Annotated in this window: 16 protein-coding genes; 7 read left to right on the top strand and 9 right to left on the bottom strand. The window is 70.2% G+C overall.

Going from position 1 to position 18,276, the window contains the following annotated elements; all coding sequences use genetic code 11:
• Positions 1-804 carry an SDR family NAD(P)-dependent oxidoreductase gene (locus tag OHT77_RS04795; protein WP_328826710.1) on the top strand — a complete coding sequence of 268 codons (804 nt, stop codon included), beginning with the start codon at positions 1-3 and terminating at the stop codon, positions 802-804.
• Here the strand turns inward: OHT77_RS04795 and OHT77_RS04790 are convergent.
• Positions 778-2,178, bottom strand: coding sequence for a pyridoxal phosphate-dependent decarboxylase family protein (locus OHT77_RS04790; protein ID WP_328826709.1), 1,401 nt, complete (start codon positions 2,176-2,178; stop codon positions 778-780). The genes OHT77_RS04795 and OHT77_RS04790 overlap by 27 nt on opposite strands.
• Positions 2,179-2,256: 78 nt before the next feature.
• Positions 2,257-3,741: a glycine betaine/L-proline transporter ProP gene (gene proP / locus OHT77_RS04785; RefSeq protein ID WP_328834158.1), complete on the bottom strand. Its 1,485-nt coding sequence runs from the start codon at positions 3,739-3,741 to the stop codon at positions 2,257-2,259.
• Between the two features lie 334 nt (positions 3,742-4,075).
• On the opposite strand from proP, the gene OHT77_RS04780 reads away from it, so the two are divergent.
• Positions 4,076-4,774, top strand: a complete 699-nt coding sequence (locus tag OHT77_RS04780; protein ID WP_328826708.1) for a L,D-transpeptidase family protein — start codon at positions 4,076-4,078, stop codon at positions 4,772-4,774.
• 32 nt (positions 4,775-4,806) lie between these two features.
• Here the strand turns inward: OHT77_RS04780 and OHT77_RS04775 are convergent, their stop codons facing one another.
• The 4 genes from OHT77_RS04775 to OHT77_RS04760 are packed head-to-tail and all read right to left on the bottom strand — an operon-like array spanning position 4,807 to position 9,306.
• Positions 4,807-6,006 (bottom strand): Gfo/Idh/MocA family protein, encoded by a 1,200-nt coding sequence (locus OHT77_RS04775; RefSeq protein ID WP_328826707.1) that lies wholly within the window; start codon positions 6,004-6,006, stop codon positions 4,807-4,809.
• 59 nt (positions 6,007-6,065) lie between these two features.
• Entirely contained in the window at positions 6,066-7,409 is a 1,344-nt protein-coding gene (locus tag OHT77_RS04770; RefSeq protein ID WP_328826706.1) for an ABC transporter substrate-binding protein, read from the bottom strand.
• Positions 7,410-7,419: 10 nt separating this feature from the next.
• Positions 7,420-8,373 carry a carbohydrate ABC transporter permease gene (locus OHT77_RS04765; protein WP_328826705.1) on the bottom strand — a complete coding sequence of 318 codons (954 nt, stop codon included), beginning with the start codon at positions 8,371-8,373 and terminating at the stop codon, positions 7,420-7,422.
• A gap of 15 nt (positions 8,374-8,388) precedes the next feature.
• Positions 8,389-9,306 carry a carbohydrate ABC transporter permease gene (locus OHT77_RS04760; RefSeq protein WP_328826704.1) on the bottom strand — a complete coding sequence of 306 codons (918 nt, stop codon included), beginning with the start codon at positions 9,304-9,306 and terminating at the stop codon, positions 8,389-8,391.
• A gap of 171 nt (positions 9,307-9,477) precedes the next feature.
• Between OHT77_RS04760 and OHT77_RS04755 the strand changes: the two genes are divergently transcribed.
• Positions 9,478-10,638: an ROK family transcriptional regulator gene (locus tag OHT77_RS04755; RefSeq protein WP_328826703.1), complete on the top strand. Its 1,161-nt coding sequence runs from the start codon at positions 9,478-9,480 to the stop codon at positions 10,636-10,638.
• Between the two features lie 112 nt (positions 10,639-10,750).
• Positions 10,751-10,915, top strand: coding sequence for a hypothetical protein (locus OHT77_RS04750; protein ID WP_266779712.1), 165 nt, complete (start codon positions 10,751-10,753; stop codon positions 10,913-10,915).
• 139 nt (positions 10,916-11,054) lie between these two features.
• Here the strand turns inward: OHT77_RS04750 and OHT77_RS04745 are convergent, their stop codons facing one another.
• The gene (locus OHT77_RS04745; RefSeq protein ID WP_328826702.1) at positions 11,055-12,419 is read right to left on the bottom strand and encodes a S1 family peptidase; all 1,365 of its coding nucleotides are present in this window, start codon (positions 12,417-12,419) and stop codon (positions 11,055-11,057) included.
• 130 nt (positions 12,420-12,549) lie between these two features.
• Entirely contained in the window at positions 12,550-13,545 is a 996-nt protein-coding gene (locus OHT77_RS04740; RefSeq protein WP_328826701.1) for a hypothetical protein, read from the bottom strand.
• Between the two features lie 25 nt (positions 13,546-13,570).
• On the opposite strand from OHT77_RS04740, the gene OHT77_RS04735 reads away from it, so the two are divergent.
• Genes OHT77_RS04735 through OHT77_RS04725 form a run of 3 tightly spaced genes read left to right on the top strand, consistent with a single transcriptional unit; the run spans position 13,571 to position 15,327 of the window.
• Complete coding sequence (locus OHT77_RS04735; RefSeq protein WP_328826700.1) at positions 13,571-14,422, top strand: type 1 glutamine amidotransferase domain-containing protein; 852 nt, start codon at positions 13,571-13,573, stop codon at positions 14,420-14,422.
• 10 nt (positions 14,423-14,432) lie between these two features.
• The gene (locus OHT77_RS04730) at positions 14,433-14,819 is read left to right on the top strand and encodes a PPOX class F420-dependent oxidoreductase (RefSeq protein WP_328826699.1); all 387 of its coding nucleotides are present in this window, start codon (positions 14,433-14,435) and stop codon (positions 14,817-14,819) included.
• A 37-nt stretch (positions 14,820-14,856) separates the two neighbouring features.
• Positions 14,857-15,327, top strand: coding sequence for a DUF1003 domain-containing protein (locus tag OHT77_RS04725; protein ID WP_328826698.1), 471 nt, complete (start codon positions 14,857-14,859; stop codon positions 15,325-15,327).
• A 107-nt stretch (positions 15,328-15,434) separates the two neighbouring features.
• On the opposite strand, the gene OHT77_RS04720 is transcribed toward OHT77_RS04725, so the two are convergent.
• Positions 15,435-18,221 carry a hypothetical protein gene (locus tag OHT77_RS04720; RefSeq protein WP_443047923.1) on the bottom strand — a complete coding sequence of 929 codons (2,787 nt, stop codon included), beginning with the start codon at positions 18,219-18,221 and terminating at the stop codon, positions 15,435-15,437.
• Positions 18,222-18,276: the final 55 nt, after the last annotated feature.

The raw sequence follows: 18,276 nt of genomic DNA, 5'->3' as shown, positions 1-18,276 counted from the left end.
ATGACTGACACAACGCGCTTCGAGGGGTACGGAGTTCTCGTCACCGGTGCGGCCCGCGGCATCGGAGCGGCCGTCTCACGGCGTCTCGCGGAGGAGGGCGCGCGGGTGTTGATGACCGACGTGGATCTGCCCGAGGCGGAGAAGACGGCGGCCGGGCTGCGTGAACTCGGCCTCGCCACCGAGGCGTTCGGCTGTGACGTGGGGAGCCAGGAGTCGGTGGAGCGGGCGGTCGCGCGGGCCGTCGAGTCGTTCGGGGCGCTGGACGTCCTGGTCAACAGCGCCGCGCACTGCACGCCCGACCGCCCGCTCTTCGAGGACGAGCCGGACGACGAGTGGGCCAGTGACCTCGACATCACGCTCACGGGTCCCTACCGCTGCTGCCGGGCCGCCCTTCCGCACCTGGTCGCCTCGGGACGCGGGGCGGTCGTCAACATCGGGTCCGTGAACGGCGGTCAGGACTTCGGCAACCACGCCTACAGCGCGGCCAAGGCCGGACTCGCCTCGCTGACCCGCACCCTCGCCGGGCACGCCGGCCCACGGGGTGTGCGGGTCAACCTGGTGATGCCGGGCACGGTACGGACCTCCGCGTGGGAGGGCCGGGACGCCGAACTCGACGCGGTCAGGGGGCTGTACCCGCTCGGAAGGGTCGGCGAGCCCGAGGACATCGCCGCCGCCGTCGCCTTCCTCGCCTCACGGGACGCGTCCTGGATCACCGGCACGGCCCTCGCCGTCGACGGCGGGCTCACCGCGGTCAACTCCGCTTTCCGCCAGTCGCTTTCAGAGCGCCGGGCCGAGAGGCAGTGACGCGAGTGCCGCCAGCACCCGGTCCGTATCGGCCTCGTCCGTACGCCAGTTGCTGAACGCGGCCCGCAGCGCCGGTGTCCCGTCGTGGACCGTGGAGGTGAGGAACGCCTCGCCGGTGGCCGCGACCGACTCCGCGACGGCCGCCACCCGCTCCTGCGTGGGGTCCTCGGCGAGCGTGAAGCAGACGACGTTCAGCCGGACCGGTGCCGACAGCCGCAGGCCCGGGAGCGCGGCGATGCCCTCGCCGAGCCGGTGCGCGAGGGCCACGTTGCGCTCGACGATCTCGCGGTGCCCGGCCCGGCCGTAGGCCATGAGGGAGAACCAGGCGGGGAGGGCGCGCAGGCGCCGGGAGTTCTCGGGGGTGAGGTGGAGGAAGTCCGGGTCGCCGGTCGGCAGGCCCAGGTACGGGGACGCGTTGTGGAACACCTTGACCTGGAGGTCGCGGCGGCGGGTGAACTGGACGGCCGCGTCGTAGGGCACGTTGAGCCACTTGTGGAGGTCGACGCAGACCGAGTCGGCCGCGTCGAGGCCGTCGACGAGGTGGGCGTAGGTCGGGGAGAGCGCGGCGAAGCCGCCGAACGCGGCGTCCACGTGCAGCCAGAAGTCGTGCCGTTCCTTGAGCGCGGCGATGGCCCGCAGGTCGTCGAAGTCGACGGTGTTCACGGTGCCCGCGTTCGCGACGACGATCGCCGGGCGGCCCTTCAACCCGGCCAGCGCGGCGTCGAGTCGGGCCACGTCGACGGCCTCGCGGTTCCCGGCGAGCACGGGCACGTGACGCAGCCGGTTGCGGCCGATGCCCAGGACGGAGAGTGCCTTGGTGACGCTGGAGTGGGGGCTGCCGGAGAGCACGTCGACCGGGCCGAGCGCGGCGGCCCCGTCCCGCGACACGTCGACGCCCAGGCGCTCGCCGAGCCACTCGCGGGCGACGGCGAGGCCCACCGTGTTGGACACGGTCGCGCCGGTCACGAAGGCGCCCGAGTGTGCCTCCCCGAGCCCGAACAGCTCGCGCAGCCAGTCGACCGTCTCCCGCTCAAGGGCCGCCGCCCAGGATCCGGCGGCCCCGGACACGTTCTGGTCGTAGGCACTGGTCAGCCAGTCCCCGGTGACCGACGCGGGGGTCGCGCCGCCGGTCACGAAGCCGAGGTAGCGCGGGCCCGCCGAGCCGGAGAGGCCGGGCGCCCACCGTTCGGCGAACCGGGTGAGCGCCGCCTCGCCGCCGGCGCCCTCGGCCGGCAGCGGTTCCCGGTCCGGCGCTTTGTCGAGCCGGACGACCGGGCGCTCGGCGACCCCGGACAGTTCGCGGGCGGCGTGGTCACGGGCGGACCGGAGGAGGTCGGGGAGCCGGGCGAGGTCGTCGGCGAGGGTGCGGTGCATGGTCGGCAGCGTACGCGGAGGCCGCGGGCCGGGTATCGGGCCACTTCGGCGGAACTGGACTGAATGAGGGCGACGGTGTCAGTCGTCGTGCCGTGAGCGGTGCGGAAGGTGGCCCTGGCGCAGCCGCAGCCAGGTGTCGCGGGCCCGGCGGCCCGCACGGGTGCGGCTGTGCGCGACCATCTCCCGCGCCTCCCGCTCGGACGCGGCCATCGCCGACGAGCCCCGCAGCGGCTTGCGCGCGGTCTCGCGCAGGAACAGGGCGGCGATCACCCCGATCACGCCGGTGACCATGAGGTAGTAGGCGGGGACGAGTTCGTTGCCGGTCACGTCGACCAGCGCGGAGGCGATCAGCGGGGTCGTGCCGCCGAACAGGGAGACCGAGAAGTTGTACGCCAGGGACAGGCCGCCGTAGCGGAGATGGGTCGGGAAGAGCGCGGGGAGGGTCGCGGCGCTCGTGCCGGCGAAGCAGACCAGGAACAGGCCGAGGATCGCGCAGCCGATCGCGGGGAGCACGATGCCGCCCTGGCGGATGAGCTGGAAGACGGGGATCGAGAAGACGACCATGGCGCCGCCGCCCCACAGGAACAGCGGCCGTCGGCCGTAGCGGTCGGAGGAGCGGCCGACCACGGTGATGGTCAGGACGACGAGCACCATCGTGCCCAACACCAGGAGCTGCGCGGTGAGTTCGGACTCACCGAGGGTGGAGCTCATATAGGTCGGGAGGTACGAGGTGACCATGTAGTTGGTGACGTTGTAGAGCAGGACCAGGCCGACGCAGACCAGCATGGCCTGCCAGTGGTCGGTGAACAGTTCCTTGAAGCGGCCCTTGCCGGACATCCGGGCCTCCTCGCCCCGCTTCTCCTCGACCTCCTGGAACGCGGGCGTCTCCTCCAGCCGGAGCCGCATGTAGAGGCCGATCAGCCCGAGCGGTCCCGCGACGTAGAACGGGATGCGCCAGCCCCAGTGGACCATCTGGTCCTCGGACAGGGCGGCGGTCAGCACGGTGACCAGGCCGGAGCCGAGGGAGTAGCCGATGAAGGTGCCGAAGTCGAGCCAGCTGCCGAGGAAGCCGCGCATCCGGTCCGGCGAGTACTCCGCGATGTAGGTGGTGGCACCGGCGTACTCGCCGCCGGTCGAGAAGCCCTGCACCAGGCGGCAGAGCAGGAGCAGCAGCGGAGCGGCCACGCCGATCGTGTCGTAGCCCGGCAGGAAGCCCACCGCGAAGGTGCTGATCGCCATCATGATCATGGTGACGGCGAGGACCTTCTGCCGTCCCACGCGGTCACCGAGCGGCCCGAAGACGAGCCCGCCGAGCGGCCGGACCAGGAAGGCCGCCGCGAAGGTCGCGAAGGTCGAGATGACCTGGGAACCCGGTGAGCTGGACGGGAAGAAGACCTTGCCGAGGGTGGAGGCGACATAGGCGTAGACGCCGAAGTCGAACCACTCCATCGTGTTGCCGAGCGCCGCCGCCGACACCGCGCGCCGCACGGCCGGCCGGTCGGCCACCTTCACGTCGCTCGCGCCCAGGGACTTCTTGCGCCGCCGCAGCAGCGTGCGGACCATCCGTTCGGTGCGCGCGTTCCCCGAGCCGAGTCCGCGTCGTGGATCGCCCTGGCGTGCGGGATCCCGCCTGTTTGGCCTCATGTGCACCTGTGCATGTCGTCGGGGTTCCGCTTCGCGCGCCGTGCGGTCCGCGGAGTGCTGATTGATCACGCCTAACCGGTGCAGGCCGCCCGGAAACCCGCCGTCCGCTTACCGAGGCCGTCTTCCGCCGGGACGGCCGAGCGGCGGAGAATGTCACCGTTTCGTCGCGGTCCGGCCCGGGCCACAACCTCGCGGCCCGTGTGCCGGTCTAGGTGGCAGAGATCGCAGTACAGGCTGAGGGGGAGGGTCCGACATGAGGGACATACGCAGACGAGGTGTCATAGCGCTCGGTGTCACCGGGCTGGTGGCGCCGCTGACGCTCGCGCTGGGCAGCGCTCCGGCGCAGGCGGCGTCGAGCTGTACGACGCAGAAGGGGCCTTACCAGAAGCAGGTCGAGAAGTTTCTCGGCCGGCCGGTCGACGGGAAGCAGTCCGCCGCCGACTGCAAGGCCATCAAGGCCTTCCAGACCAAGCACGGCATCACGCCGAACATCGGCTACGCGGGATCCGTCACCTGGGGCGTGATGGACCTCATGAACAAGCAGAAGGCCGTGGGCACCAAGCCCAACGCGGCCGGCAAGTGCCCGACCAACAAGGGCCGCATCGCCTGCGTCAACCTCACGCTGCAGATCAGCTGGATCCAGGACGGCAGCCGCCTGGTCTACGGCCCGGTCCCGGTCCGCACCGGACGCAACGGCTACGAGACCCGCACCGGTCTGAAGAAGATCTACTGGCGGGACATCGACCACGTCTCGAACATCTACGACGTGCCGATGCCCTACAGCCAGTTCTTCGACGGCGGCCAGGCCTTCCACTCCGTCAACCTCAGCATGTGGAACCCGCCGGGCTCGCACGGCTGCGTCAACATGACCCCGGCCACCGCCAAGAAGTACTGGTCGCTGCTGAAGAACGGCGACGACGTCTTCGTGTACGGCCGCAAGCCGGGCACCTGACAGTCAGTCACCCGGCTTGCTCAGCAACGCCGTTACGCGGGCGCGTCCCCGAAGTCCGGGATCTCCAGCCTCGCTCCGCCCTGCCGCGCCGAGTCGTGCGCGATGATGCCCGGCAGGGTGTAGCGGGCCGCGACCCACGCGTTCACGGACGGCAGGGTGCGGGAGTTGACCGCGGTCACGAAGTCGTCCGCCAGGAAGTGGTGGCTGCCCTCGTGGCCGTTGTGCAGGGTGTCGAACTCCCGCGGCAGCCGCGACCGGTCGTGCACCGGCGCCGAGCCCGAGGTGAAGGCGGCCCGAAGATCCGGCGCGATGTGCTGAAGTGACGGATCGTCAGGAGACATGGTGGGCTTGGGCTCCAGCAGCTCGCTGATGTCCTGCACCCCCTTCTTGTCCTGCCAGAACGCCACCGTCGCGAGCTGCTCCATGCTCGCGTCCGTGCCGAAGAACCGGAAACGCGACTCCCGGATCTGCGAGGGATAGCCCACCCGCCGGAACTCGTTCGTACGGAACGAACCGCCGCCCGCCACCTCGAACAGCGCGGTCGCGTTCGAGAAGTCGTTGCCGAACTGGCTGACGTCCTTGTCGAAGACGCCGTCCCCGCGCTGGTCCACCACGCCGATCGCGGACACGCTCACCGCGTGCGTCTGCCACGCGCCGAGCACCCCGCCCACCGAGTGCGTCGGGTAGAGCAGCGGCGGATAGCTGGCGGTGGCCTTCCAGTTGTCGCCGCCGCTGTACTGGTACGCCTCGTAGAACCCCAGATCCATGTCGTGGACGTAGTCGCCCTCGGCGTAGAAGATCCGCCCGAAGGCGCCCTCCGCGATCTGGTTGCGGGCGTGCACGGTCGCCGGGTTGTACTGGCTGGTCTCGCCCATCATGTACGTCAGTCCGGTGGCCCGGACCGCGTCGATGATCGCCGCGATCTCCTCCGTGCTGATCGCCATCGGCACCGCGGAGTACACGTGCTTGCCGGCGCCGAGCCCCTGGAGGACCAGGGGGCCGTGGGTCCAGCGCTGGGTGAAGATCGCGACGGCGTCGACGGCCTTCGACTCCAGCATCGCCTCGTAGGAGGGGAAGGTGCCCGCCAGCCCTTGTTCGGCGGCGAGTTGCTCCGCGCGCTCCGGCAGGAGGTCGGTCACATAGACCTCGCTCACGCCGGGATGGGCCTGGAACAGTCGGGCGAACTGGCCGGAGAACTGGCCTGCTCCGACGATGCCGAGGGAGAACGTCATAGGTGCGTGTCCTTCTCTGACGGGGGTGTGACGGACCGAGCGGTCGCCGACCGGAGGGGTCACTGACCGAGGATGAAGTTGATCTGCTTGTTGGTCTTGCCCAGGCCGCTGACGGGCGCGTCATTGGCGTAGACGTCCTGCATGGCGGGGTGCATCAACGCGTACACGTCCGCCGCGTAGTTGGTGATCGGATAGGAGAAGGTGGTGAAGTCCTTCTTGTCGGCCACCGGCTTGGTGAACGCCGTGACGTCGATGCCCTTCTTCTTGTACGCGGCGACGGCGGTGTTCGTGCCGTCAGGGGTCGCGGGGAACACGATTCCGTAGCTGCCGACCGTTTTCTGGCAGTCGTCGGAGGAGAGATACTTGACCCATTTCTCCGCGCCCGGTTTGTTGTGCGCGTTCTTGGTGATGGAGTCGGCGAGGCCGTTCATCATGGTCGCCCGCTCACCGCTCGGACCGGTCGGCGTGTAGGCCGTGCCGACCTTGATGCCCTTGGCCGCGGCGTACGTGGAGATCATCCACGCCCCGTCGAAGGAGGTGGCCGCCTTGCCCGCCGCGACCTGCGCGTTGGCGGGGTTGGCGCCGTCGCTGTAGTCCGTGTACGGCGCGAGATAGCCCTTCTTCGCCAGCCCGAAGTACCACTTGACCACGGACTGGAAGGTCTTGCTGTCGTACTGGTACTTGGTGCCCCAGCGCGTCTTGTCCGTGTAGTTCCAGCCCGCCGAGCCGGTGAACGGACTCCAGGTCGTCTGGCCGTCCGCGTCGCCCGCGCCGCCGCTGGCGAGGCCGTAGGTCTTGACGTGGTTCTTGTCGAAGCCCGGTTCGTCGCCGCGCTTGCCGTTCCGGTCGACGGTGAGATGGGCGATGGTCTTCTCGAAGGTGCCGCCGTCCGTCGGGTTCCAGGACAGGGTGTTGAGCTGGTCGGCGGTGAGTCCGGCCGACGTGACCATCTTCTGGTTGTAGAAGAGGGCGACCGTGTCCCAGTCCTTCGGGGCGCCGTAGCGGTGGCCGTCCTGGCCCACCCAGTTGGCGGCCAGTCCCGGCTGGTAGTTGGCCGCGTCGATGCCGAGGTCGTCGAGCGGCTGGAGCACCTTCAGGTCGGCGAACTGGCCGAACTTCTGGATGTGGTCGGTGAACACGTCCGGCTGGGTGCCCGCGATGAAGCTCGCGGTGAGCTTGGTCCAGTAGTCGGCCCAGCCCAACTGGGTGATCTTCACCTTGAGTCCGGGGTTCTCCTGCTGGAAGCCCTTCGCGCAGGCCTGGTAGGCGGGGAGCTGGTTGGAGTCCCACAGCCAGTACGTCACCGTGTCGGACCCCGACCCCACGGAGTCGCCGTTGGCGCAGCCCGCCGTCAGGGACAGCGCGAGTGCCCCGGCCAGTGCCGCGACCGTACGAATACGCATGCCCGTCCCCTTACTTGATTCCGGTGAAGCTGATGGAACTCACGATGCGGCGCGCGAACACACCGAACAGCACGAGCATCGGGAGCGCGGCGATCAGGGTCGCCGCCATCAGGCCCGACCAGTCGTAGCCGGTCTGCGGGGTCTGCGACCGGAAGATGGCCAGGGCCACCGACAGCACCCGGGAGCTGTCGCTGTACGACACCATCAGGGGCCAGAAGTAGTCGTTCCAGGACGTGATGTACGTCAGCACGCCCAGGGTCAGGATCGGCGTCGAGGCCATCGGCAGCAGGACCCGGAAGAAGACCCGGACCTTGCCCGCGCCGTCGAGCAGCGCGGCCTCCTCGACCTCGCGCGGGATGTTCATGAAGAACTGCTTGAGGAAGAACACCGCGAACGGCGTCATGAACATCGTCGGCAGCGCGATCCCCAACAGGGTGTCCACGAGCCCGAGTTGCTTGATGAGGACGAAGTTCGGCAGCAGCGTGAAGATGGCGGGGACCATCAGCCCGGCCAGGAAGAGCCCGAACACGCGGTCCCGGCCGCGCCAGCGGAGCCGGGCGAAGGCGTAGGCGGCCATCGCGGAGAAGAACACCTGGCAGACGGTGATCAGGGTCGAGACGATCACCGAGTTGAGCAGATAGCGCCAGAAGGTGAGCCCGCCGCCCGAACCGCCTTGCGCTATCGCCTCCTTGGTGGACTGGAGGCCCAGGGCGCGTTCGAAACCGCCGGTGGTGAAGTCGACCGGCAGCGGGTCCGAGGGGTGGGCGGCGAGACCGGTGTTGGTGGACAGCGCGGTGCGCAGGATCCAGTAGAAGGGCAGCAGCGTGATCAGCATGATCGCGGCCATCACGATCCAGGCGACGACCTTGCCTGCCGAGAGCGGGCGCCGGGGCGGCCGTACGGTCTGCCGTTCGGTCGTCGTGGGGGTGTTGGGCACGTTGGGGGTGGTGGTCAGGGTGGCCATGTCGACTCCTTCCCGTCAGCCGAGGTCGGTCTGGCCGGCGCGGGTGAGCCGGTACTGGAGGAATGTGATCGCGCTCAGGACGACCAGCAGCGCCACGGACATCGCGGACGCGTAGCCGAACTGGAAACGCCCGAAGGCGGAGCCGTAGATGTAGTACTGGAGGACGTTCGTCGCGTTCGCCGGGCCGCCCGCGGTGGTCACCGCGACCGTGTCGAACACCTGGAACGAACCGATCACCGTCATGATCAGCACGACCGCGAGGACCGGTCGCAGCAGCGGCATCGTGATCCGCCAGAACATGCGCCACTCGCTCGCGCCGTCCACCTTCGCCGCCTCGTACATGTCGTTCGGGATGGCCTGCAGTCCGGCGAAGAGCAGCAGCGCGGTGTAGCCGACGTGCCGCCACACGTTGATCAGGGCGATCGTCGGGATCGCCCAGGTCTTGTCGGCGAGGAAGGGGATGTGGTCGAAGCCGAGTCCGCCGATGATCTCGTTGCCGATGCCGAGCTGGGTGTCGAGGATCCACAGCCAGACGATGCCGGCGACGACGTTGGACATCAGGTACGGCGTGAGCACGATCCCGCGCAACAGGGCGGACTGGGTGAGCCGTTGGAGCAGGACGGCGATGGCGAGGGCGGCCACCGTCTGGATGCCGATGTTGATGATCACGTACTCGACGGTGACCTTCAACGACGACCAGAAGATGGGGTCGTGGACCATCCGGTCGTAGTTGTCGAGGCCCACCCACTTCGCCGGCGTCAGCAGGTTGAAGCGGGTGAAGCTCAGGTAGATGCCCCGCAGGGTCGGCCAGAGCAGGAAGACCAGGAAACCCAGCAGGGCGGGGGCGATGAAGACCGCCGCCAGCCGACCGTCGCCCTCGTCTTCACGGGCCCGTGGCTTACGGGTCGGGGGACTGCTTGAGGCGATGGTCATCTGGAGACTCCCTTGTCTGCGCCGGCTCGTCCTCGGGCCACATACTTTTGAGGCGGAAGAATCCCTGCGTCAAGAGTCGTGCAGACATCTTTTCCAAGCCACTGTTCCGGCCATAGAGTGACCGCGTTAGTTCCAGAGTGAAAAAATCTTGCTTATGGGAGTCTGACGCTCATGACCACACGTGCCGCCAGCTGGCAGCCGCTGAGCCCCGGTGAACGCTCGGTGGCGATCGAGGTGCTCGTCCACGGCCCGCTGTCGCGCACCGACATCGCCCGGCGGCTCGACCTCTCCGCGGGCAGCCTCACCCGGCTGACCAAACCGCTGATCGAGTCGGGCCTCCTGGTCGAGGTCCCCGACGGCGGCGGCCCGGCCGAGGTCCGCCAGGGCCGCCCCTCACAGCCCCTCGACGTGGTCGCCGAGTCCCGCACCTTCCTCGGCTTCAAACTCACCGAGGACATGGTCTACGGCGTCGTCACCACCCTCAGGAGCGAGATCGTCGCCCGCCTCGACCGGCCCCTCACCACCCACGACCCCGGCCAAGTGGCCGACGTACTGGCCGAGATGACCGGTGAACTCACCGCGCGCTTCCCCACGCTCACCGGCATGGGCATCGGTGTCGGCGGACTCGTCCAGGACCGCGCCGTGGTGGGGGAGTCGCCCTTTCTGGAGTGGAGCGACGTCCCGCTGGCCGAACTCGTCGAGCGGCGCACGGGGTTGCCGGTCGTCGTCGAGAACGACGTGGCCGCGCTCGTCGAGGCCGAGACCTGGTTCGGCGCCGGCCGCGGCCTCGACCGCTTCGTCGTCCTCACCATCGGCGCGGGCATCGGCTACGGCCTCGTCCTCGGCGGCAAGCGCGTGCCGTACGCCGAGGAGGACCGCGGATTCGGCCGGCACTGGATCCTGAACCCCAACGGCCCGCTCACCCCGGCCGGTGAACGGGGCAGCGCCGTCTCGCTGTTGACCATCCCCAGCATCCGCTACCAGGTCCAGGCGGCCACCGGCCGCGATCTGACGTACGAGGAGATCCTCGCCCGCGCCGCCGCAGGTGAGCCGATGCCCGCCCGCGTCATCGACGAAGCGGCCCGCGCGCTGGGCACGTTGGTCGCCCAGATCGCCAACTTCGTGCTGCCGCAGAAGATCCTGCTCGCCGGAGAGGGCGTCGGCCTGATCGACGTGGCGGGCAAGACGGTGGACGACACCCTCCGCGCCCACCGGCACCCGCTGGCCGTCCCGCTCGACGTCGAGACGAAGGTCTCCGACTTCCACGACTGGGCACGCGGCGCCGCCGTGTTGGCGATCCAGGTCCTCGTGCTGGGTGTGTCCGAGGTGTGAATTGCGTTACGGGGCTTGACAGATGGACGTGATCAGTAACACGGTCCGATATGTCCGATTGGCTCGTGATTACTCACATCGCCTTCACCTTCGGCGACGTATGCTTCACACCATGTCCACCAGTGTTGAATCAGCCACCGAGCGATCGGCAGCCGAGGTCAACGAGGAGATCAGAGCCCTGTGGCTCCGATCGGGCGGGACACTGAGCGTCGAGCAGCGCGAGGAGTACCGACGGCTTGTGATGGAGTGGGCCGCCGCAGCTCCGCCGGCGGCCTGAGGGCCGCCCAGCCGACCGACGCAGGTGTCGTTGGGATCCCGTCGCCCGGCCTTCCTCGTGACCTTCGGCCGACCGGTCGATTCCCGTCACCCCCTGTTGAACCCCTTTCCACCCTTCCCCGCTGACCTCCCTCGAGTGATCAGCCCCACATCGCCGAGTAGTGCCGCTGGAACGCCTTGCGGTCCTGCTCCGCGCGGATCCAGCGCGTAGCCACCAGCGCGATCAGACTTCCCGCGATCACCAGCAGACCCGGGCCCACGTTCTTGGGGTCGGTCAGCCGGGACGCCAGCGTCGTCGCACCCGATGTGGTGTTCGTCGCGGGCGCCGAGGTCCCGGGCGTGGCCGCACCGGCCGCTGCCGCACCGGCGGGCGAGGCGGCAGGCGCGGGCGACGCGGCCGTCTTCGGCGCCACCAGCAGCTTCACGTTCAGCGCCGACAGCGCCTTCGTGAGCGGCTGGAAGAACGTCGTACCACCGGCCGTGCAGTCACCGCTGCCGCCCGAGGTCACACCCAGCGCGATGCCGTTGGCGAACAACGGGCCGCCGCTGTCGCCCGGTTCGGCGCACACCGTGGTCTGGATGAGCCCGGTGACCGTGCCCTCGGGGTAGTTGACCGTCGCGTCCAGCGCGGTCACCTCACCGTCGTGCAGCCCGCTGGTGCTGCCGCTGCGGAACACCTTCTCCCCTACGGCCGCGTCGGCCAGGCCGGTGATCGTGACCCCGCTGCCGTTGCCGATCGCGACGACGTCCGCGCCGTCGCCCGCCGAACCGCTCGCGTACTGCACCAAGGAGAAGTCACTGCCGGGGAAGTTGTCGGAGACCGTCTTGCCCAGCTGCTGGTCGCCCTGGTTGTTGGCGAACCAGATCGACCCGACCGGCCCGCAGTGCCCGGCCGTCAGGATGAAGTCGTCCTGCCCGTTGGTCACGTTGAAACCGGCCGAACAGCGGCCGCCGGTCGACAGGATGGGCTGCGCGCCGTTGATGCGGGTCGTGAACTTGCCCTGCGTGCGCTGCATGTCGACCGAGGCGCCGATCCCCTTCGCGACCTTCGTCATCGCGTTCCAGCCGGCGCTGGAGACCGAACTGTCCGCCTCCACCAGCACCCTGTTGTTGCGGTAGTCCATCGCCCACGCGGTGCCCGGCACCTTGGGCGCCGAACTCAGCGTGCCGGCCGCCGACTTCAGCACGTTCATGCTGTACGGCACGACCTTCGCCTCGGCGCCCGCCTTCTTCACCTCGGCCGCCGTCTTCTCGTCGGTCACCGCGACGACCGTACGGCCGCCGGTGTCGACCCAACTGCCCGCCGTACGCGCCGAACCGAGCTTCGCCACCAGGGCGGACCCCTTGTCCGCGGGCGTCTGCGGCGCGCTGAGCGTGGCGGCGGACGTGCCGGGGGACTCGCTGGCCATGGCCGCCTGGGTGACCATGGCGCCTCCCAGCAGGAGTCCGCCGACGGCCGCCAACCGTGTAACCCGCCGGATGACCCGTCGTCGTGCGTGCCTCATGCCTGGCTCCCGAACCCCGAACGTGCGGTGACTGCACCGCGGGGCTCTCCGGTCGTCGAGTGCCCTTCCTCCATACGTGGCCCGGCGCCCTCCTGTTCACCCGACGGCGGACCGGCTTCAGTTCTTACCGTCAACAGGCCCGCTGCACGGCCGAGTTGGCCCCGGCCGTACCCAGCCGGAGCCCGGTGGCCACGTCGCCCCAGACGGAGTCCGGCCCGAGGTACGGGCGCAACAGCGCGGTGAGGACCGGGTCGCCGCGGCCGTTCAGCTCGTCGGAGGCGACCTTGCGGGCGATACCGGCGAGGAAGTCGGCCAGCTGCACCCGCGCGTCGGACCGGGCGGCGACGAGCTCCACGTCGATCAGGGGCGCCGCGTCCATGATCCAGGCGATGCGCTCCGGCGTGAGCATGTTCTGCCGGTCGTGCACCAGCCGCACCCTGCGGCCGTCGGCGATCCAGTACCGGGCCGTGCTGACGATCGCGGGCAGCAGCGGATTGAGCACGGGGAACAGCACGGGGGAGTCCCGCATCCGCTCCCGGTACGACTCCGCGCGCGACCGCGCCGCCGCGAGCCGGCCGACGATCACCCCCGCGGTCGTATCGGCGTACGCGTCGCGCAGGGCGTCGACCGTGTGGAAGAAGACATCGGTGGGAACCGTCGGCGCCCCGTCGTTCCGGACCCGGAGCAGTTGGTTGGACGCGGTCAGGAAGTCCCGCCAGCCGCGGTCGCCGAAGGTCCCCGGCCCCTCCCGGAACAGGGTGGCCGCCTCGGTGCCCTCGCCCGCCCCGCCGAGCAGCAGGTCGACCGCGCGGTCCACGACGAAGTACGTCTTCTCGATCAGATGCACATGCGCGTTCCCGTCCCGCACGGGTCCGGCGGGGCCGAGGAACGACTCCAGCACCGCCCGGTGCTTCTCCCGCAGCAGATGGTTCGCCTTGTACTCCTCCGCGGGCGAGCGGATCCGGCGCCGTATCTCCCGCACATACTCCGCGGCCGTCTCCTGGGGCAGCCGCACACTGGCGTGCGCGAAGACGTCCGTGTTGCCGCCGGTGAGGTTCTCGCCGTCCGAGCCGGACTCGTCGCAGGCGATCTCCATGACGACGCCGTTCTCGGGATTCCCGGTCATCGCACATCCCCCTCAGTCGTGCCTCATGACCAGCATCCCGCAGGACACGTCCGGCGAACCGGATCACCTGCGCGCCCGCGCTGTCATGGACACCCGACCCGGCTGCCATGATGACCCCATGCGCGTGCTGATGCCGGTCCCGGACCGCGACTTCGACGTCACCGAGGTCGCCGTGCCCTGGCGAGTGCTCACGGATGCCGGACACGAGGTGGTCTTCGCGACCGAGCGCGCCGGGACCCGGCCCGCCGCGGACCCCCGGCTGCTCACCGGCGTCCTCTTCGGACAGCTCGGCGCCGAGGACGAACCCAAGCGGTTCTACCAACAGCTCACCCAGGCACCGGAGTTCGGCCACACTCTCGCGTGGACGGACCTCGACGTCACCGGCTTCGACGGGCTGCTGCTGCCGGGCGGACACGCGCCCGGCATGCGCCAGTACCTGGGATCGCCCGAACTCGGCGCCAAGGTGGGGGAGTTCTGGAAGCTCGGCCGCCCCGTCGGCGCGATCTGCCACGGCGTCCTCGTGCTCGCCCGCACCCAGGACCCGGACACCGGCCGCAGCGTGCTCGCCGGTCGCCGTACGACCTGCCTCCCCAAGTACATGGAACGCACCGCCTACGTGACCACCGCCTGGCGCCTCGGTCGCTACTACCGCACCTACCCGGCCTACGTCGAGGACGAGGTGCGGGCCGCCCTCGACGACCCCGGCGCGCAGTTCGAGCGCGGTCCCAGGGAGCTGACCCGGCGCGGCACCGCGAGCGACGACACCCACGCGTTCGTCGTCCAGGACGGCGCCTATCTGTCGGCGCGCTGGCCCGGCGACGCATACCTTTTCGCCCGCCGGTATCTCGATCTGCTGCGGGGCGCGCCGGGTGCTTAGACTGCCGACCATGGACGAGACCCCGCTGGACCGGCTCGGCGCAGGCCAGTACCTGCTGATCACCAGCTACCGCAAGAACGGCACCCCGGTCGCCACCCCGGTATGGGTCGTGCGCGACGGGGACACCCTCGGCGTGTGGACGGTCGCCGACTCCTGGAAGGTCAAGCGCATCAGGGCCCGTGCCGATGTCCTCGTCGGCCCCTGCGACCTGCGCGGCAACCCCACGGGCAGCCCCGTCCCCGGCACCGCCGAGATCGTCGACGCCGAGACGACCGCCCGCTACCGCGCCCTCATCAAGCGGAAGTACGGCCTCACCGGCCGCATCACGCTCCTCGGCAGCCGGCTGCGCCGCGGTCTCGACGGCACCGTCGGCATCCGCGTGACCCTCACGCCCTGACGGCGATCCCCTCACCCACCGACATCAGGGAGCGCCCGTGGACCCCGCGCTGAACCCGGACGACCTGCCGCTGCGGCAGGAGCGCGTCGTCTTCGCCCGGATGCGCGGTACCCAGGACCGGGTCGCCGACGCGATCACCGCCTTCGCCGGCACCATGCTCTTCGTCTACATCCACGCGCTCTGGTTCGCCGTCTGGATCGCCCTCAACGAAGGACTCCTCGGGCAGGCCGGGATCTTCGACCCGTACCCCTACGGGCTGCTCACGATGATCGTCAGCCTGGAGGCGATCTTCCTGTCGACCTTCGTCATGGTGAGCCAGAACCGCCAGGCGACCCGCGAGAACGTCCGCGCCGACCTCGACTTCGAGACCAACCTCCGCTCCGAGGTCTGGTCCGCCCACATCGGCGCCGCCCTCGGCCTCGACCCCCGCGAGGTCGAACAACGCGTCCAGGAACTCCTCACCGAGAACCACGCCAAGATGAACGCCGGTGCGCAGAAGACGAGTTGAGCACCGTCGCGACGCGATCAGCCGCACGACGAAGGGGCCGCAGCTCTCGCGCCGCGACCCCTTCACTTCCTAAGGCGTCCTGGCGGACGTTCCGTCACGGCCTTCCGCTACGACGCATCGAGCACCGTTCCGGTCAGCTCCGGTCCGCCGCTCTGCGGGTCGCCGTTCTCGTTCACGGCCACGAACCGTACGGACTCGGGCTGTTCGGTCACCTGGTCCGTGATCGTGGGCACGCTGACCTCGCCGCTGAGCTGCCCCGCCGGGACGGACGTCCACAGGAACAGGCCCGGCACCTTGGACAGGGCCCGCTCCGGCGCGGGTTCCTCACCGGAGTTCTCGCTGAGCCAGCTCGGGTCGACGTCCAGGGTGGACAACTCCGGCCCCGTGGTGACCGGTTGGACGATGAACGCGGGGTTCAGCTCCACGTCGGCGGGCGCGGACAGCGTCACCTTCCACGTGAGAGGCCGGCCCTCGGTGACCCGGTCCGCGACCGGGGTGACCTTGAACGTGGGCATCGGGTCGTCGTTCTCGGCGGTCACGCCACCCCGGTGGGCGCCGACGACCGCGCCGTGCACCGCCTTCACGAAGATGTCGTGCTGGACGCCGTAGTCGAAGCGGGTGTTGCCCACCACCTTCACCGGGACGTCGATGGTGTTGCTGCCGGGCCGCACGGTCACCAGTCGTGAGGTGTCCTCGTTCGTGACGGGGTTGTTGACGTAGAGCCGGACCTGGCCGCTGCCCCGGCCGGAGACCTTGACGGGAATGCGGTACGTCTTGACGCCCGAGTCGCCCTCCTTGACGGTGAGCCGGCCGATGTCGACGCGGGGGAGCGCGGCCGGGACGGCGGCCGGGGTGCCGTGACGCCAGCCCCAGGCGTCCATCAGCCAGGCCTGGCCCGAGCGCGAACGCGGGGTCAGGTCAAGGGACTTGACGTGCCGCAGGTCGAGCCGGGCGCGGGTGGCGGCGGTCAGGGGTACGCGGACCTCGCTTGCCCAGTACGAGGCGGTGCGCTCGGTGCCGGGGAGGCCGTCGACGCGGACCCTGCCGAGGGTCGCGCGGTGACCTGCGGTGTCGGTGACGGACACGTCGAGCTGGGTGCCCGTGGTGTTGGGCGGCACGATCACACGCAGGGCGAGATCCTTGTCCCCGCCGAGGGAGACCGGCTTGCCCGGACGCACGGTCACCTTCGAACCGGCGGCGGACCAGCGCAGGGCCACGGCACGGCGGCCGACCTCCTTCGAGGTCTCCCAGCCCGCGAAGTGCGGGGAGCTGCCCTTGGTGTCGGGGCCGAGGCAGGCGACGGCCGGGTCCGGGTCGACGGCGGAGCACAGCGTGCCGCCGGAGACGGCGACTTGGCCGTCCGGCAGGAACCCGGCGTCGCGGTTCGCGCCCACCGCGTGGGTGAGGACCCGCGCGGGGTCCGCCGAGGGGGCGCGGCGGCCGGAGCCGTCGAGCAGTGCACGGGCGCGGTCGTCCCCGGCGACGAACAGCCGTGCCGCCGTGGCGATGTAGGTGGAGCCGGCCTGGTGCTGCTGGTCGGCCGTCAGCCGGGTCGCGGCACCCGGCGAGCACACCGGGTCCCGCTGGTCGGGGTCGTCGTAGAAGTCGTCGGACGCGGGCGCCTCGGCCTGGCCGGGCGTCCACTCGGTGTTGAAGAAGTTGTGGTCGGCGCCCTCGACGTAGACCGCGGTGTGCAGGGCGGTGCCCTTGCTGACCCCGCGGGTGCCGTCGACGTAGACCTCGCCCTGGAGGTCGGAGACGTCGCCGTCGCAGCCGGGCAGGATCGTCGCCGAGGGGACGTCGGCCACCGGGTTCTGGCCGAAGATCGTGGGGCCGATGAGGACGGTGCCGCGGATCTTCCAGCGGACCGGGCCGCGGTAGCCGTCCTGGGCGGCCGGTGGCGGGTAGAGGCTGTCCATCGCCGCCCGGTTGACGCCCTCGCCGCCGCGCGAGTGGCCGACCAGCAGGACGCGGGAGAGGTCGGCGCGGGGTGCGTCGCGGACGACCGCAGGAGCCGTCGCCGGGTGCGCGGACCACTCGGCCCAGTGGGCCAGGTGCAGCCGGACCAGCGAGGAACGGGCCTGCGCGCCCGCGTCCTCGACGTCGGCGTCCTGGGCGTTGATGCCGTTCGCGGAGATCGACACCGTCACATAGCCCTGGGAGGCCAGGAGTTGCTGGTCGCGCAGGTAACCCCGGTAGCTCGGCACCGACTTGAGGCCGGTGGGGCAGGGCCAGTCACCGGTGATGTCCTCGGTGCCCGGCTTGTAGCAGGTGTAGTGGCGACCGTGCAGGAACAGCGCGAGGGGCCGCTTGCCGGTGGCGCCCTTCGGCGCGACCACGACGGCCCGCATCTCGATCGGCGTGGGGAACCCGGGCAGCTTCACCGAGTCGAGCGCGTACTCACCGGTCGTCGTACGGTACGAACCCGGCTTGCCGGGGTCGATCGCACCGGCGGGGAGCGGGGCCGTGGGCTGTGCGGCGGCTCCTGAACGCCCTGCGTCGGAGCCGGTGTTGTCGGCCGCCGCGTCCAACCGGCGCCCTGCGGCCAGTACGTGGAGGTCCGTCAGCTTCTTCGGGGCGACGGCACCGAGGCCGAGCCGGAACGTGTGCCCGTCCTTCGCCGGTCTCGGCACACCGAGGAGTCGACCACCGGCGTGGAACTCCACCCGGGCGTCCCCCATGGGCACCCGCGTGCCCGAGCGCCAGACCAGTTGCTGCGCGGAACCCTTCCCCGTGATCCGCCAACCGGGCGGAAGCGTACCGTCGTCGGCTGCCGCCGTGGCCGTGAACGGACCGGTGTCCGAGACCGGCGCGGCCTGCGCCGACCCGGACATCCCGCCCGCCACCGCGAGCACCGTCGCGGCCGTGACCCATATTCGCCGGGCACGGAACAAAGTGTTCTCCTCCTCTGACCCCAGGCTCAGGCGTCCCGTCGATCACGGGAGCCCC

Source organism: Streptomyces sp. NBC_00252 (assembly GCF_036187565.1).
In the GTDB taxonomy this organism is placed as follows: Bacteria; Actinomycetota; Actinomycetes; order Streptomycetales; family Streptomycetaceae; genus Streptomyces.
Note: the sequence above shows the minus strand (reverse complement) of the source record. Positions and strands in the feature narration are given on the sequence as shown.